Genomic DNA, 15,343 nt, shown 5'->3' with positions numbered 1-15,343 from the left:
GCCTGCAACCACCTGGACACGACTCGCCCCTATAGCTGGTGCGGCAAGACGGTGGCAAATATCCTGGAGAACATCGTTTACCTCGGCCACACGCTCAGCATGAAACACACGACGCTCTCCTACAAGAACAAAAAGCAGATCAAAAGACCGGAGAGCGAGCAGATCCTGGTGAAGAACACCCACGCGCCGCTGGTGTCGCAGGAGCTCTGGGAGATCGTTCAGGAGGTGCGCCGCCACAAGCGTCGCCCGCCCAAGCACATGGAGGAGCCGAATCTATTCTCTGGCTTGGCCTACTGCTCCGACTGCGGACAGTACCTGGTGCTCTGCCGGACGGAGAAGATGCGGGAGGATCAGTATTACTTCCGGTGCTCCACCTACGGCAAGCGAGGGAAAGATGCCTGCACCCCTCACCAGATCCGGGAGGTAGATCTGAAACAGATCGTACTGGACGATCTGCGCAGGGTGACCCACTTCGCCCGGATGAAGGAGCGGCAGTTCGCGGAGTACATCAACCAGAAGAACACGCTGGAGCTGCGGCGGGAAATCAACCGTGTGCAGAAGGAGCTGGATGCCATGCGCCGCCGGGACGGAGAACTGAGCGCCCTGTTCAAACGGCTCTACGAGGACAATGTGCTGGGTCGGGTGACCAACGAGCAGTTCCGGATGCTCTCCGCCGACTACAACGGGGAGCAGAAAGAGCTGGAGTCGGCCATCCCTGCGAAGGAGGAGCAGTTAGAGCGGCTGAAAGCCTCGGTCTCCAATGTGGACGCCTTCATCGAGAAGGCCAAGCAGTACACCGCCATCGACGAGCTGACGCCCCAGTTGCTGAGGCTGTTTATCCAGCGCATCGAGATCGGGGAGCGGACGAAGAAGCACTCCCGCTCCGCCGGCCAGAGCGTCCGGATCGTGTACCGGGATATCGGTGCTCTGGATACGCCCATGCGGGAGGGCGACCACGCACCGCGCATGACCAAAGAAATCACAGAGAAAGAAGCAATCATCCGATTGCTGGCATGAAAACACAGAGGCGGACGGCTTCCGCCGTCCGCCTCTGTGCCTGACAATTCACCCGGTTCAGAAAATGTACCTATGGGAATCATCAGAATGGAACTTCGCGTTTTGAAATATTTTCTGGCAGTGGCCCGGGAAGAGAATATCACCAAGGCGGCAGCGCTGCTCCACCTGACCCAGCCTACGCTTTCAAGGCAGCTGATGCAGCTGGAGGAGGAACTGGGCGTGCAGCTCTTTCGCCGCAGCCGCTACCATATTGTTTTAACGGACGAGGGGATGCTGCTGCGGCGACGGGCGCAGGAATTGGTGGACCTGGCGGAGAAAACCACCCGGGAGTTCCGCAAAGAGCCGGAACTTCGGGGCGAGATCGCCATTGGAAGCGGAGATTTGGAGGGAATGTATGTTCTGGCGGAATGGCTGGCCTCCTTCCAAAAGCTTTATCCTCAGGTGACCTATCAAATCTACAGCGGAAACGCCGATCATACCAAAGAGCGTATGGAGGGCGGCACGCTGGATCTGGGCCTTTTGCTGGAACCCGTGGATATCAGCAAATATGACTTCATACGAATGCCCGTGAAGGAACAGTGGGGCGTTTTGGTCCACGAGGACATGCCGCTGGCCCGGAAGGAGGCGGTCACGCCGGAGGATCTGGCGCAAGTTCCCCTTATCCTTACCCGGAGGGAGCTGATCCAGCAGGAGATGGAGCGCTGGTTTGGACCCTACGCCACAAAACTGCAGGTGAACGCAACGGGAAATCTTCCCTACAACATGGCTCTGCTGGCCGGGGCCCGCATCGGGGCGTATCTTACCCTGAAGTTGCACTGCACCTATGAAGGGCTGCGTTTTATCCCCCTGTCTCCCGCGTTGGAATCCGGCACGGTGCTTGCCTGGAAAAAAACCGAGACCGTCCCACCGGCGGTGACCGCCCTGCTGGAGCACATCAAAAAATGCCTATTAACTATTTCTTGTAATCCAAAATAAGCATTAGACATATATTGAGAACTGCTTTACAATGTGGGCGTCCCCCAAGGGGCACCCGCATTTTTCATTTGGAGGTTCCGACATGACCATACAGGAGGCAAGCGAGCGCTACCAGATCCCAATGGGCGTCCTGCGGGAATATGAAAGCTGGGGATTGTGCGGAGCGGTCAAAAAGGTGATGGGCGACTGGCAATACGACGACACCGACCTGGAACGACTCAGCATCATCATGACGCTTCACGACATTGGGTTCTCCACAGAAGAGGTGGAGCTCTATATGCGCCTTCTGCTGGAAGGGGATTCCTCCGATGGGCAGCGGCTTCAGATGCTGGAGGAAAAGCGCAGCGCCGCGTTGGATGAGATCCACTTCAAGGAGCATCAGCTGCAGCGGCTGGATTACCTGCGGCATGAGATCCGAAACGCACAGAGATGAACAGGAGGTATAGTGGAATGAAACGAATTTTTGCCCTGCTGACCGGGATGACGCTTGTTTGCGCATTGGCGGCTTGCGGAGGGACACAGGCCCTGAGCGGCCCGGAACAGCTCCAGACTTCACAGGGAACGAGTGACCCCGAAAGCGCCGGCCCGTCTTCCCTTGTGCCAGTGTCCAACGTCCCCGCCATGTCGGAGGATGCCGCGGCCGATGAAGGGCATCGTGTGCTGGTGGCCTATTTTTCCGCCACCGGCAATACAGAGGGCGTTGCGCAGAACCTGCAGGCTGTGTTGGACGCGGACCTTTTTGAGATCGTGCCCGAAGTGCCTTACACCGGCGAAGACCTTGACTACAGCAATGACAGCTGCCGCGCCAATCAGGAACAGAACGACCCGACGGCCCGGCCCACCATTTCCGGCACGCTGGAAAACCCGGAGAACTATGACGTGGTGTTCCTGGGCTATCCCATCTGGTGGGGGCGGGCTCCAAAGATCGCTTACACATTTCTGGAACGTTACGACTTTGGAGAGGCTGCCATTGTGCCTTTTTGCACCTCCGGCTCCAGCGGCATTGACGGCAGCCTGGACGACCTGCAGGCGTTGACTGCCTCCGCCCGCTGGCTGGAGGGGCACCGCTTCAACAGCGGCGCGAGCCAGGATGAAGTGGCCCAGTGGGTGAATAGTCTGGACCTTGGGCTTTGAGCTGTCAGCGAGGCGAGAAACCATGAAACGATCGGTTTTTCCTGTGCTCTGCGCGCTTTTGCTCCTGTTGGCCGCGGCCTGCCCCGGCTGCGGGGGCGGGGGAAACCGACCTGGATCGAAACGACACAAAAAGGACAGGCTGGCGGCCGCCAGCCTGTCCTTGTATATTTGAAAACTCACAAAAACAGCTCGCAGTTTTTTCGGTCGGAGCAGGCCTTTTTCAGCATCAGACCCGCGGCAGCCAGCATAACAGGATTTACCTTCCGCGCGGAATGGGGGCAGACGGCAACACAGCGCATACAGGAGATGCAGGCTTTTCCGTCCACCTTTTTCGGGTCGTCGGGCCGAATCGCCTGAACGGGGCAGGCCCGGGCGCACGCGCCGCACCGGGTGCACGCTTTTGTGGGCCTGGGAACCATGCCCACAGCGCCCGCTTTTTTGTAGGGGCGATGGCCGGGAAGAACGGGCTCCGGCAGGTCGCCGGCAGAGAGTCTGGCACGGAGCTGCAGGGCGAATTCACGGAGTTGCCGGGCGTCCTGATCGTCGGGCCTGCCAGAGGCGAACTGGCGCGCAATGGAATGCTCGGCGATCGCGGCCACCGCCCCGATCACCCGGAACCCTGCCTGCCTTGCGATATCCCGCAGTTCTGCCAGCGTATCCTCGTAGGCGCGGTTCCCATACACGCAAACCAAAACGGCGCGGGCTCCGTTGCCCTGAACGGCGGCCAGCCGCTTTGCCGCGACGGACGGAACGCGGCCTCCGTAGGACGGCACGGCGATAACAGCAACATCCTCCTGCGCCAGCGCAATGGCGGAACAATCGATCCTGCTGTCCGTCAGGTCCACCCGCTCGATCCTGTCCGCCAACCCGCCGGCCAGGATATCCGTCACTTTTCGGGTGCCCCCGGTGGGGCTGAAGCAAAGTTCATACAGTTTCATGGAACGGTCCTCCTTATATGGATGAAACAGCTGGCTGCCCGGGTCAGACCTCCAGGACCACTTTGCCCAGGAGAGGCCCCCGCGCCACCAGCCGCAAGGCGTCATCGGCCTGCGCAAGGGTGAAGCGATGGGGGTCGACGGCAGGCATCACATGAGCGCGCTCCACAATTTCCGTCACTTTTTGCAGCTGCGCGCCGTCGGAGCGCACAAACATAAAACGATATTCCTTCCCTGTTTGCGGGCGGCCTGATCGTATTTGCGGCCGGCCAGTGCGAACAGGGCCTTTTTGGGCAGAGAAACGCGATGCCGCTCCGCAAAGGCCCGATTGGGGCCGGTCCGCAGACTCAGCAGCCGTCCTCCTTTCCGGAGCACGGACAACTCGTGCTCGAACTCCGACGCTCCCAGCGCATCAAAGACATGGTCGATCCCGGATAAGCTCTCCCAATAGTTTTCTTTTTTATAGTCTATGTATCGGTCCGCGCCCAGGGCGAGGATCTGCTCCCGGGCCCGGTCGTTGCCAGTGACGATGACGCGGAGCCCCAGCGCTTTCGCAACGGGCACCGCCATCTGCCCAAAGCTGCCCGAGCCGCCGGGGATCAGCACCGTCTCACCCGGTTTCGCTTCCAGTTCCTCCACCAGCCCCTGGTAGGCGGTCAACCCCGTCAGCGGAATGGCCGCGGCCGTTGCGAATTCGTAGCCAGCGGGCATCTTGGCGACCGCTTGCTGCTCCACGGCCACATATTCCGCAAAGGCGCCGATCCTGTTCAGCGGCAGGCGGGTATAGACGTGGTCGCCTTTTTGAATGCCCGTCACACTTTTGCCCACCCGCTCCACGATGCCTGCGCATTCGTTTCCCAGCGTGAGGGGAAAGGAATAGTTTTGGATCAGTTTCACGCGCCCCGAAAGGATCAGAAGTTCCAGCGGATTGACCGCCGCAGCTTTTACACGGATGAGCACTTCGGAGTCCGCGGGTTCCGGCCGCGGGATATCCCGCAGGCTTGTCTGGATGGTTTTGGAGTAGCCGTTGATCTGTACCGCTTTTATACAGGACCTCTTTCTGAATGGATGTCAATGATTCACTTGCATTTTTTCGCAAAGCCCGATAAAATAAACGATGTAAATGTTTGAGTTACATCTTCTGCAGTGTACCATTGTTTCGTTGTAATGTCAATAGTTACATCAAGCGGGAGGGCGGATCGATGAGAAAGGACCTTGTATGCAGATCAGTATGAAATGTTCCGTAGCGGTGCATTGCCTCATCTTCATCTACGAAGCCAGAGGCGTCGCAAAGGTGACCAGCAGCCTTCTTGCCGAAAGCACGGGATGCAATCCCGTGGTGATCCGCAACATAATGAGCGCGCTGAAAAAAGCGGGCCTGATCACCGTTGCGCGGGGGACCGGCGGCGCGGAGCTGTGCGCGGATCCGGCGCAGATCACGCTGTATCAGATCTACGCTGCTTTGGAGCCGAAGGGCTTCGCCTCCCTGATCGGGATCCATCCCTGCGGGGGAAGGCCGTGCCCTGTGGCGAAAAACATCCGCAAGGTGCTGCAGGCTCCGTACCATCAGATCGAAGACGCTGTGCGGCAAACGATGGAGGGCATCACCTTGCGGTCCATGATCGACAGGTTTGAGCAGCTTGTGCCGGCGCCGGAGCGAAAGCCCGTGGCATAAAAGCGGAACAGCCGGCGGGATCATAGAACAAGCCCCGCAGGTCATCGTTGTGACCTGCGGGGCTTGCTTTGTCTGCTTAAGCGTAAAGGCAACCCCCGGCTCTGCCGGGGAGTGTCAAAAAGCTTTAGCTTCAAGTACCGAGCGAAGCGAGAAAAGAACAGCAACTTTATGGTTGCCCAAAAGTTAATTTGTGGAAAAGCAATGCCCGTTTACGGGCTGCCGTGCAAGTGATGCAAGAGGTGGATAATTCAATGCCTCTTGAGAGGCTTGCCGGTATGAGGCCCTTCCAGGGCCTACTCAAGCCCCCGGCTTAGCCGGGGGTCCTGACTTTCATTTTCTCCCGGCCGGCGGGGCAGGGGGCTGTTGGGCGGAACGGGGACGTCACCACAGCAGGTGCTCTTTGATGGGGATGCCGCAGGCGTTCAGCGCCCGCAAGAAGGAGGCGCCGCCCTTGTAGTGGATGCCGGTGATGCCAAGGTCATAGGCGGCGGTGGTGTTCAGCTTGTTGTCATCCACGAAAATGGTCTCGCTGCAGTTCAAGCTGAACCGCTCGATCAGCAGCTGGAAAATGCGGGGATCAGGCTTGTTGGTGCCCGCCTCGCAGGAGGCCACGCCTCCGTCGAAGAGCGGCCAGAAGTCCCGCTGCTGCATCTCCCGGTAGATATCCCACGGGATGTTGGAAAGGTAGTACAGAGAAAAGCCCATCTTTTTCAGCCGCTTCATCACATCCACCGTCTTGCGGCGGGTCCTGAGCATACGGCTCCAGTCGTCCAGCACGCTCTGCACCTCAAAGGTGCAGCCGGCATCGGCGGCCTTTTGCAGCATGGCGGCGTTGCCGGCCTCGCGGTCCAGTTCGCCCGCGTCCAGCTGCCGCCATTCCACGCTGCCAAAGGTGATGTCGTACACCTTGTTCTCCACAGTTTCGTCGTAGAAACGGTCCAGCAGAAAGCCGTGGGGGTCGAAGTCCACCACGACGCCGCCCAGATCGAACACGATATTTTTGTACATGGATCGCATCCTCCCGAGGAAAGGTTTTTTATTGGAAAGTTTTATTCATTATACACTATTTTGTGCTAAAATACAAAATTGGACACATATCTTTTCAACAGGAAAACGTTGGACTGCTGCAATACATCGGGGATCTGTGTCGTTTTGTAGTACGGGCTTTCCTGATTGCGGCAGACCGAAAGGGGGAAAACATGACCCTGAGCGAACTGTGCAAAAAGGATGTGATCCAGGTGCCGCTGGGCGCGAACCTCGGGCGGGCGGACGATCTGCGCTTTGATCCGCAGACGGCCGCCCTCGAGGGGCTGGTCTTGCTGGGAAGGCCGCGGTTGTTCGGCCTGCTGGGCCGGCAGGAGGACGTGTTCATCCCCTGGCGGGAGATCGACACCATCGGGGCCGACGTGATCCTCGTGCGCACCCAGCTGCCCGCCGCGCCCAAAGCCCGGGCCGGATTTCTGGCCCGGCTGCTGGAGTGAGTTCGGCGGCAAAATTTTTCCGGGAGGCAAAGATCCTTGCAGACGTTAAAACAGACCGCGCCCTGGCGGGCGAAACTTTCCTTTTTTTGGTGGCTGCTGGCCCCGGTCACGGCCACCGTCACGCTGCTGTGCACCGAGTGGATCCACCGGGGCAGCCTGAGCGCGTCCTTCTGGACGGACAATTTCTCACCGCATTTCGGCAGCTTCGCCTGCACCTGGCTGCTCATTTTGTGCACCTACCTGTTCCTGGCCAATCTGACCCGGCTGCCCGCCCTGGCGGTGCTGGTGTGCGGTGCGGGCGGGTGCGTTCCGGCCACGGTTACATACTTCAAGCTGAAACTGCGGGGCGAACCCTTCTTCCCCTGGGACCTGTCCCAGGGGGCGGAGGCCGCCGACGTGGTGGGCAAGGCGGGGTTGGAACTTCAGACCTCCATGTGGGTCAGCGGCCTTGTTTTCCTGGCGCTGGCCGCCTTTGCCTGCCTGGTGCCCCGGCCCCGGCGGTGGGCGCTGTGGCAGTTTGTGCTGAGCTGGGCCGCGCCGGGCGCGGGGATGCTGGCATTGCTGGTGCTTGTGTTTTTCAGCCCGACCGGTTCCCGCCGGGTGGGCATCGTGCCGGACATGTGGATGCAAAACCGCTACTACCGCAACTACGGTGTGATCGCCGGCTTTTTGACCAATGTGCAGAATCTGGACGTGGATGAGCCGGAAGACTACAGCGAGGAAGCCGTGGAAGAACTGGTTCGGCAGGCATACAGCCAGAACCTGGCCCCGCAGTTTGCAAACAGCTACGCGCTGGCGGGAGACGGGACGGTCACCCAGCCCAACATCATCTTTATTATGGATGAATCCTTCTGGGACGTGCAGGAACTGGTGCAGTACGGGGTGGTCTTTGACCAGTCGGTGACGCCGAACCTCCACCGCCTGATGGAGACTTCCGCCTACGGCAAGGCTTACAGTCCCAGCTTCGGCGGCGGCACCTGTGATGTGGAGTTCGAGGCGCTCACCGGTTTTTCGGTGGAGTTTCTGCCCAGCGGCTGCAAGCCCTTCCAGCAGCATGTGACCCATCCCATGTTCTCCATTGCCTCGTATCTGAAGGAGCAGGGGTATGCCACCCAGGCCATCCATTGCTACTACGCAAAATTCTGGAGCCGCAACACCGCCTACCCGAACCTGGGTTTCGACGAGTTTATCTCGCTGGAGGACTTCGTGGACCCCGAAAGAAAGCGGGACACCGAGTGGTCGGGCGGCCTTGTGACCGACGCCGAGATGGCCCGCCGCATCATCCAGGAATACGAGCAGCGGGACAAGGACAAGCCCCTGTTCATCCACGCTGTCACCATGCAGAACCACACCAGCTACAACAAGAACAACTACCCCGAGGAGGAACTGGTGGGCATCCTGGAGGCGCCGGAGGGCATCAGTGAGAACACCCTGGGCGCGCTGCAGGATTTCGCCACCGGCGTGCGGGAGGCGGACGCCATGCTGGGCACCCTCACCGACTACTTCAGCCAGGTGGACGAGCCCACCATCCTGGTATTCTGGGGCGACCATTACAACCCCATCGGCAGCGGATACGAGGTCTACACCGCCACGGGGTATGCCTCCGGCGCGGACAGCGAGAGCCCCGAACTGCACCAGATGCCGCTGCTGATCTGGAGCAACTACTGGCAGGGCAAGGTGGATCTGGGCACGGTGGCCGCGTATGAAATAAGCCCGGTGCTGATGGAACTGTACGGCCTGGAGGAGCCGCCCCTGTTCCGGTACCTGGCCAATCAGCTGTCGGTCTACCGCAGCCGCACCCTGGGTGTGACCATCCTGCCCGACGGCACCGCCACCGACGCCGACCTCACCGAGGAGCAGGAGCGGTGGTTCCAGAACCACTGGCTGCTGCAATACGATCTGATGTTCGGCGAGGAGTATGCCCAGGCCCTGCCGCAGGCGTAGTTCCCCCGCCGCCTTCGGTTTACAAAAAAGAGCGCCGGCGGTATAATAGCTGTAAAATTGTCCGACGGGGAAGGGGGGCTTGCGCGATGGAACCTGGCCATTCCGACGACCTTCTGCGCATGGAGGGCGTGGTGGAACATGTGATCTTTGAAAACCGCGACACCGGCTACGCGGTCTTCGAGGTCAATGCCGGGGGTGAGCTCCATGTGGTCACCGGTACCGTGGGCGAGGTGAACGCAGGGGAGAGCGTTACCCTGTACGGCAAATTCGAGACCCACCCAACCCACGGCCCCCAGTTCCGCGCCGAGAGCTGCGAGGCATCCATGCCGCAGGATCTGGCGGCGACGCTGGCCTACCTGTCCAGCGGGGCGCTGCCCTACATCGGCCCCGCCACCGCCAAAAAGATCGTGGAGCGCTTTGGCGCCGACTGCCTGGAAGTGATCGCCAACGACCCGCTGCGCCTCACCGAACTGCGGGGCATCACGCCGGAAAAGGCGGCGGCCATCTCCAACGAGTTCAGGCGGATGTTCGGCGTGCGGGAGGCGGTGGCCTACCTGGGCCGCTTCGGCATCTCGCCGGTGCGGGCGGTGGAGGTGTATCGCCACCTGGGGCCCTCCGCGGTGGAGGAGATCGGCCGCAACCCCTACATCCTCTGCGGCGAGCCGCTGCACATGACCTTCCGCCAGGTGGACGCCATCGCCGCCGAACTGCAGATGGACCCGGCGGGCTCGCTGCGGGTGTGGGCAGGCCTTCTCTATGCGCTGCGGCACAATGCCGGCAACGGGCACACCTGCCTGCCGCGGCCAAGGCTCGTGGAGGCCACCGCCCGATTCCTGGGCGTTGAGCCGCAGAAGGCGGAAGAGGAGTTGGACCGTCAGCTGGCGGAGGGCGAGGTAAAAAGCTACGCCCGGCCGGACGGCGAGTTCATCTGCCTGCCGGACCTGCTCAGCGCCGAGACGGATATCGCCGCCCGCCTGTGGGAACTCAGCCGGCACCCGGTGCCGCTGCCGCCGGATGTGGATCGCAGCATCGCCGTGCTGGAGCGCGCCCAGGGCTTTGCCTACGCCCAGGAACAGCGGCAGGCCATCCGCACGGCCATGAGCAGCAGTGTGATGGTGCTCACCGGCGGGCCGGGCACCGGCAAGACCACCACCGTGAACGCGATCCTGTCGCTGCTGCAGCACGACGGGCAGCGGGTGGCCCTCTGCGCCCCCACCGGGCGGGCGGCCAAGCGGCTGGCGGAACTGACGGGGCAGAAGGCCCAGACCATCCACCGCCTGCTGGAGGTGGACTATGACCCCCAGAGCCGCCTTTTGCGCTTTATCCACAACGAGAAGAACCTGCTCAAGTGTGACGTGGTGGTACTGGACGAGATGAGCATGGTGGATGTGAAGCTGTTCCAGAGCCTGCTGGCGGCGCTGCGCCACGGCTGCCGCATCATCATGGTGGGCGACGCGGATCAGCTGCCCAGCGTGGGGCCGGGGAACATCCTGGGCGAGGTCATCCAGAGCGGCGTGGTGCCCACGGTGCGGCTGGAGCATATTTTCCGCCAGTCCGCCAAGAGTCTGATCGTGGAGAACGCCCACCGCATCGTCCAGGGCCGGCTGCCCCAAAAGGGCGGGCGGGACAGCGACTTTTTCTTCCTGCCCGCCGCCGGCATGGAGTGCCAGCAGCTGGTGTGCGACCTGGTGAGCCGCCGCCTGCCCGCGAGCTATGGCTACGACCCGGTGCGGGACATCCAGGTGCTCTGCCCCACCAAAAAGGGGCCGGTGGGCACCGCCGCGCTGAACCCGCGGCTGCAGCAGTTGCTCAATCCGCCCGCCGCCGGCAAAGCCGAACTGGAACTGGGCGGCCGGCTGTTCCGCCAGGGGGACAAGGTGATGCAGGTGCGCAACGACTACCTGATCCCGTATGAGCGGGACGGCGGCGAGTCGGGCGTGGGGGCCTTCAACGGCGACATGGGTGTGATCCTGCAGGTGGACGCCCACCAGCGCACCCTCCTGGTGCAGATGGAGGACCGGAAACTCACCTACGGCCCGGACACCCTTCAGGAGTTGGAGATTGCCTATGCGATCACCGTCCACAAAAGCCAGGGCACCGAATTTACGGCGGTGGTGATGCCGGTGAGCAGCGTGCCCCGGCAGCTGTGCTACCGCAACCTGCTGTACACCGGCGTCACCCGGGCAAAAAAACTCTGCATCCTTGCCGGCGAGATGCCGGTCCTGGGCGCCATGGTGGAGAATGTGCGCCAAAACATGCGATACAGCTGCCTGTGCGCGCTGCTGGAGGAGGGGGCGTCGCTGTGAGACCCTCGGATGCCCTGCGAACAGCGGCGGCGCTGGTGTATCCCCGCCGCTGCCCCTTTTGCGACCGGGTGCTGGGCTGGCTGCCCGCCTGCCCCGACTGCGCCGGGGAACTGGCCCGCCTGCGGCTCGCGGTGCCGCGCCTTCCCACCACCGAACACCTGTTGAAGAATCTGACCGGCGCCGCCGCGGTGTGGCGCTACGACGGATGCGTGCGCCGGGCCATCCTCCGCTTCAAGAACGGCGGCCGCGCCTGTTACGGGCAGGAGTTGGGCGCGGAGATGGCGCGCGTCATTTTCGGTTGTAATTGCGTCTGGCGGCATGGTATAATAACATTCAGCGGCGTGCCGCCGCTGGCACGCTTCGACCTGGCGGTGCCGGTGCCCGCCTCCGGGCGGGGCAGGGGATACAATCCGCCCGAACTGCTGGCCCGGCCCCTCGCCCGGGCATTGGGCGTGCCGCTGGAAACCAGGGCGCTTTGCAAGACCCGCGTTACCCATTCCCAGAAAGGCCTGACCGCGACGGAACGCCTGCACAATCTGGCGGGAGCGTTCCGGGTGAAGGACGCCGGCCGTATCGAGGGCAGGCGCGTTCTTCTGGTGGATGACGTGATCACCACCGGTGCCACCGTCAGCTGCTGCGCCTCGGCCCTGGTGAAGGCAGGCGCGCTGGAAGTGTTTGCCGTGACCGCGGCACAGACGCAGCGATGAGCGGTTTATCCTGCAAGCGGGCGGGCAGCACGGCACGCGCCCGCGCAAACACACAACAAAGAAAGTGAAGTGTGAACTATGGCCCAGTATGACATCGGAATCGACCTTGGCACCACCACTATCATCATCGCGATGGAGGGCAAGGGCGTGATCCTGAACCAGCCCAGTGTCGTCGCGGTGGACACCCGCAAGGATCAGGTCCTCGCGGTGGGCGACGACGCCCTGGCCATGGTGGGGCGTACCCCCAATTATATTTTGGCCACCCGCCCGCTGAAGGACGGCGTCATCTCCAACCACACCCTCACCAAGGAACTGATCTGCCGCTTTGTGAACAAGGTCTACGACTCCAAACTCATCAAGCCCCGGGTGGCGGTGTGCGTGCCCGCGGCGATCACCGGCATCGAGAGCGACGCCGTGGTGGAGGCGGTGGTGGCCGCCGGCGCGCGGCAGGTCTTTCTGATCGACGAGCCCATCGCCGCCGCGCTGGGCTGCGGCATCGACATCCTGAAGCCGGAAGGGCACATGGTGGTGGACATCGGCGGCGGCACCACCGACATCGCGGTGATCAGCCTGGGCGGCAAGGTGAAATCCACCAGCGTGAAGATTGCAGGGAACACCTTTGACGACGAGATCCAGAAATATGTGCGCATGAAGTTCAATGTGGCCATCGGCCTGCGTACGGCGGAGGAACTGAAAAAGCAGGTGGCCTGCTGCCGGCCCTGCGAGTTTTCCGCCGAAATGGAGGTGAAGGGCCGCAGCCTGCTCACCGGGCTGCCTCAGCGGCTCACCATCGCCACCGGCGATTTGTACGAAGCCATCATGCCTCTGGCCGAGCAGATCGCGGTCGCCTCCCATCAGGTGCTGGAGCGCACGCCGCCGGAACTGGCGGGCGACATCTATTCCGCCGGCGTGGTGCTCACCGGCGGCGGCTCCAAGCTGAAGGGCCTGGACGAGTACCTGAGCCAGCAGCTCAAGGTGAAGGTGCGCGTGGCGGATGATCCCATCAACTGCGTCGCGCTGGGAACCGCCCGCTGCCTGGAGATCGGCGACCAGCTGGAGAGCGGCTTTGTGGACGCCACGCCCCGCCTGGGCCACCGATAAAACAGCATGCCCGGCCTGCAGTTTCGCTGTGCGCCGGGTTTCCCTTTTGCCTTTTAAATTTGCACAAATGCTATTATTTTAACGAAATGTTTTTTGCAAGCTTGAAACACACGCTTTTTTTCGCTATAATGTAAAAGACGGAAATTGAGCTTTTTTTAAAAGGGGGCCATCTCATGAATGCAGTTTTGCTTGCGGCAGGAGCTGCACAAACGCCGGAACCTTCGGTTGTGGTGGTTGCGGGCACCGGTATGTCTCTGGTGTTCCTGGTGTTGATCCTGTTGACTTTTATCATCAATTTGCAGGGCAAACTGTTTGAATCACTGAGCAAAAAGAAGCAAAAAGCGACCGAGGAGGCCGCGGTGAAAAGCCAGCCGCAGCCCCCGCAGTTGCAGGAACCCATGGAGGCCCCGCCGCTTGTGGAGGACGGCATCAGTGAGGAGATCGTGGCGGTCATCGCGGCGGCGGTGGCGTCGGCCAGCGGCGGCAAGTATACGCTCCGCGCCGTCAAGCGGGCGGACGGCCGCGGCAGTTGGGGCGCCGCCGGCGTAAAGAGCGGCACCGAGCCGTTTTAAGGGGGGCTGAACCATGAGTGCTTTTTTTGATACCATCGTCAGCATCTGGCAGAATTCCGGTTTTATGGGGATCGCCGAGGACTGGCGCTACCTGCTCATGATCGTGGTGGCCTGCCTACTGTTGTATCTGGCCATTGTGAAGGAGTTCGAACCGCTGCTGTTGCTGCCCATCGCGTTTGGCATGCTGATGGCGAACCTGCCCGGCAGCGGCATCATCCATATGCAGTATTTCATCGCGCCGGCCGGAGAAGATCCGAGCCTGTATCCCATGTTCAATGAGATCCTGCACAACGGCGGCCTGGCGGACATGCTGTATCTGGGCGTCAAGTTGGGCGTTTACCCGCCGCTGATCTTCCTGGGCATCGGCACCATGACCGACTTCGGCCCGCTGATCTCCAATCCCAAGAGCCTGCTGTTGGGCGCGGCGGCGCAGCTGGGCATCTTTGCCACCTATTTCATGGCAAAGTTCGTACATATCCCTTACAATTTCCTGGCGGAGATGCTGGGCTTTGCTCCCATCGAGCCGTTCAGCGGCCCCGAGGCAGCGGCCATCGCTATCATCGGCGGTGCGGACGGACCCACAGCCATCTATGTGACCAGCATCCTGGCGGCGGGCCTGTTGGGCTCCATCGCGGTGGCGGCCTACAGTTACATGGCGCTGGTGCCGGTGATCCAGCCGCCCATCATGCGGGCGCTCACCACCAAAAAGGAGCGCAGCATCGTGATGAAGCAGCTGCGCACCGTCTCCAAGACCGAGAAGATCATCTTCCCGATCATGTGCACCATCATCATCAGCCTTATCCTGCCCGATTCCGCCGTTCTGATCGGTATGCTCATGCTGGGCAACCTGATGAAGGAATCCGGTGTGGTGGAGCGTATCAACCGCACCGCCGGCAATGAGCTGATGAATATCATTACCATCTTCCTGGGCCTGTCGGTCGGTTGCACCACCAGTGCCAACACCTTCCTGAACGCCCGTACCGTGCTCATCATCGTCCTGGGCCTGCTGGCCTTCTCCTTCGGCACCGTCGGCGGCGTGCTGTTCGGCAAGCTGATGTGCTGGGCCACCCACGGCCAGGTGAACCCCCTGATCGGCTCCGCGGGCGTGTCCGCCGTGCCCATGGCGGCCCGTGTGTCCCAGAAGGTCGGTCAGGCGGAGAACCCCACCAACTTCCTGCTCATGCATGCCATGGGCCCCAACGTGGCCGGCGTGATCGGCAGCGCAGTGGCGGCCGGCATCCTCATCAACATCTTCAGCTGAGGCCCTGCGTGGCAGTGAACCTCCCTGAAAAACACAGCGGGCGCATCCGCGCGGCATATTCGGCCGCGCGGATGCGCCTCTTTCTTTGTCACGGAAGAAGGCCGCCGGAGCACCGGCGGCCTTCTTCCGTTGTGTTGTTAGCTTTAGCGCAAAGACACCCCCCGGCTGTGCCGGGGAGTGTAAAGAAATTATATAGTGAAAAAGACCTTCTGATAGAATAGAGTTGCGGTCGGCC

Annotated in this window: 16 protein-coding genes; 12 read left to right on the top strand and 4 right to left on the bottom strand. The window is 61.5% G+C overall.

All coding sequences use genetic code 11. The annotated features are described in order from the left end of the window. The 4 genes from ACH2A7_RS12345 to ACH2A7_RS12330 form a co-directional block, all read left to right on the top strand. Positions 1 to 1,017, top strand: a 1,017-nt coding sequence (locus ACH2A7_RS12345) for a DUF4368 domain-containing protein (protein ID WP_394962239.1), incomplete at its 5' end; no start/stop codon positions are given. A 72-nt stretch (positions 1,018 to 1,089) separates the two neighbouring features. Then, positions 1,090 to 1,992 (top strand): LysR family transcriptional regulator, encoded by a 903-nt coding sequence (locus tag ACH2A7_RS12340; RefSeq protein WP_394962238.1) that lies wholly within the window; start codon positions 1,090 to 1,092, stop codon positions 1,990 to 1,992. An 82-nt stretch (positions 1,993 to 2,074) separates the two neighbouring features. Further along, a complete protein-coding gene (locus ACH2A7_RS12335; RefSeq protein ID WP_394962237.1) occupies positions 2,075 to 2,425 on the top strand; it encodes a MerR family transcriptional regulator in 351 nt (116 codons plus the stop codon). A 224-nt stretch (positions 2,426 to 2,649) separates the two neighbouring features. Beyond that, positions 2,650 to 3,126 (top strand): flavodoxin, encoded by a 477-nt coding sequence (locus ACH2A7_RS12330; RefSeq protein ID WP_394962236.1) that lies wholly within the window; start codon positions 2,650 to 2,652, stop codon positions 3,124 to 3,126. Between the two features lie 176 nt (positions 3,127 to 3,302). On the opposite strand, the gene ACH2A7_RS12325 is transcribed toward ACH2A7_RS12330, so the two are convergent. Genes ACH2A7_RS12325 through ACH2A7_RS12315 form a run of 3 tightly spaced genes read right to left on the bottom strand, consistent with a single transcriptional unit; the run spans position 3,303 to position 5,021 of the window. After that, on the bottom strand, positions 3,303 to 4,064 hold the full coding sequence (locus ACH2A7_RS12325) for a 4Fe-4S binding protein (protein ID WP_394962235.1): 762 nt from the start codon (positions 4,062 to 4,064) through the stop codon (positions 3,303 to 3,305). 43 nt (positions 4,065 to 4,107) lie between these two features. After that, on the bottom strand, positions 4,108 to 4,278 hold the full coding sequence (locus tag ACH2A7_RS12320) for a zinc-binding dehydrogenase (RefSeq protein ID WP_394962234.1): 171 nt from the start codon (positions 4,276 to 4,278) through the stop codon (positions 4,108 to 4,110). Beyond that, positions 4,239 to 5,021, bottom strand: a complete 783-nt coding sequence (locus ACH2A7_RS12315; RefSeq protein WP_394962233.1) for an NADP-dependent oxidoreductase — start codon at positions 5,019 to 5,021, stop codon at positions 4,239 to 4,241. The genes ACH2A7_RS12320 and ACH2A7_RS12315 overlap by 40 nt, the downstream gene beginning before the upstream one ends. Positions 5,022 to 5,280: 259 nt before the next feature. On the opposite strand from ACH2A7_RS12315, the gene ACH2A7_RS12310 reads away from it, so the two are divergent. Beyond that, positions 5,281 to 5,736 (top strand): Rrf2 family transcriptional regulator, encoded by a 456-nt coding sequence (locus ACH2A7_RS12310; RefSeq protein ID WP_394962232.1) that lies wholly within the window; start codon positions 5,281 to 5,283, stop codon positions 5,734 to 5,736. Between the two features lie 381 nt (positions 5,737 to 6,117). On the opposite strand, the gene ACH2A7_RS12305 is transcribed toward ACH2A7_RS12310, so the two are convergent. Further along, positions 6,118 to 6,744, bottom strand: coding sequence for an HAD family hydrolase (locus ACH2A7_RS12305; RefSeq protein ID WP_394962231.1), 627 nt, complete (start codon positions 6,742 to 6,744; stop codon positions 6,118 to 6,120). A gap of 191 nt (positions 6,745 to 6,935) precedes the next feature. On the opposite strand from ACH2A7_RS12305, the gene ACH2A7_RS12300 reads away from it, so the two are divergent. The 7 genes from ACH2A7_RS12300 (at position 6,936) to ACH2A7_RS12270 (ending at position 15,108) form a co-directional block, all read left to right on the top strand. After that, positions 6,936 to 7,217: a PRC-barrel domain-containing protein gene (locus tag ACH2A7_RS12300; RefSeq protein WP_394962230.1), complete on the top strand. Its 282-nt coding sequence runs from the start codon at positions 6,936 to 6,938 to the stop codon at positions 7,215 to 7,217. A 36-nt stretch (positions 7,218 to 7,253) separates the two neighbouring features. Continuing rightward, the gene (locus tag ACH2A7_RS12295) at positions 7,254 to 9,161 is read left to right on the top strand and encodes an LTA synthase family protein (protein ID WP_394962229.1); all 1,908 of its coding nucleotides are present in this window, start codon (positions 7,254 to 7,256) and stop codon (positions 9,159 to 9,161) included. A gap of 86 nt (positions 9,162 to 9,247) precedes the next feature. Beyond that, positions 9,248 to 11,467 (top strand): ATP-dependent RecD-like DNA helicase, encoded by a 2,220-nt coding sequence (locus ACH2A7_RS12290; RefSeq protein ID WP_394962228.1) that lies wholly within the window; start codon positions 9,248 to 9,250, stop codon positions 11,465 to 11,467. Beyond that, the gene (locus tag ACH2A7_RS12285; RefSeq protein ID WP_394962227.1) at positions 11,464 to 12,174 is read left to right on the top strand and encodes a ComF family protein; all 711 of its coding nucleotides are present in this window, start codon (positions 11,464 to 11,466) and stop codon (positions 12,172 to 12,174) included. The genes ACH2A7_RS12290 and ACH2A7_RS12285 overlap by 4 nt, the downstream gene beginning before the upstream one ends. Before the next feature lie 78 nt (positions 12,175 to 12,252). Then, entirely contained in the window at positions 12,253 to 13,275 is a 1,023-nt protein-coding gene (locus ACH2A7_RS12280; protein ID WP_394962226.1) for a rod shape-determining protein, read from the top strand. A gap of 173 nt (positions 13,276 to 13,448) precedes the next feature. Beyond that, entirely contained in the window at positions 13,449 to 13,847 is a 399-nt protein-coding gene (locus ACH2A7_RS12275) for an OadG family protein (RefSeq protein WP_394962225.1), read from the top strand. 13 nt (positions 13,848 to 13,860) lie between these two features. Continuing rightward, entirely contained in the window at positions 13,861 to 15,108 is a 1,248-nt protein-coding gene (locus ACH2A7_RS12270; protein WP_394962224.1) for a sodium ion-translocating decarboxylase subunit beta, read from the top strand. Positions 15,109 to 15,343 lie beyond the last annotated feature (235 nt).

It is taken from the genome of Candidatus Allofournierella merdavium (assembly GCF_944382735.1).
GTDB classification, from domain to species: domain Bacteria; phylum Bacillota; class Clostridia; order Oscillospirales; family Ruminococcaceae; genus Allofournierella_A; species Allofournierella_A merdavium.
Note: the sequence above shows the minus strand (reverse complement) of the source record. Positions and strands in the feature narration are given on the sequence as shown.

Bases quoted from the DNA above. Each gene is read 5' to 3' on its own strand.
- ACH2A7_RS12305 (WP_394962231.1), bottom strand. From the start codon at position 6,744: ATGTACAAAAATATCGTGTTCGATCTGGGCGGCGTCGTGGTGGACTTC.
- ACH2A7_RS12335 (WP_394962237.1), top strand. From the start codon at position 2,075: ATGACCATACAGGAGGCAAGCGAGCGCTACCAGATCCCAATGGGCGTC.
- ACH2A7_RS12300 (WP_394962230.1), top strand. From the start codon at position 6,936: ATGACCCTGAGCGAACTGTGCAAAAAGGATGTGATCCAGGTGCCGCTG.
- ACH2A7_RS12325 (WP_394962235.1), bottom strand. From the start codon at position 4,064: ATGAAACTGTATGAACTTTGCTTCAGCCCCACCGGGGGCACCCGAAAA.
- ACH2A7_RS12270 (WP_394962224.1), top strand. From the start codon at position 13,861: ATGAGTGCTTTTTTTGATACCATCGTCAGCATCTGGCAGAATTCCGGT.
- ACH2A7_RS12340 (WP_394962238.1), top strand. From the start codon at position 1,090: ATGGGAATCATCAGAATGGAACTTCGCGTTTTGAAATATTTTCTGGCA.
- ACH2A7_RS12310 (WP_394962232.1), top strand. From the start codon at position 5,281: ATGCAGATCAGTATGAAATGTTCCGTAGCGGTGCATTGCCTCATCTTC.
- ACH2A7_RS12320 (WP_394962234.1), bottom strand. From the start codon at position 4,278: ATGTTTGTGCGCTCCGACGGCGCGCAGCTGCAAAAAGTGACGGAAATT.
- ACH2A7_RS12290 (WP_394962228.1), top strand. From the start codon at position 9,248: ATGGAACCTGGCCATTCCGACGACCTTCTGCGCATGGAGGGCGTGGTG.
- ACH2A7_RS12275 (WP_394962225.1), top strand. From the start codon at position 13,449: ATGAATGCAGTTTTGCTTGCGGCAGGAGCTGCACAAACGCCGGAACCT.
- ACH2A7_RS12280 (WP_394962226.1), top strand. From the start codon at position 12,253: ATGGCCCAGTATGACATCGGAATCGACCTTGGCACCACCACTATCATC.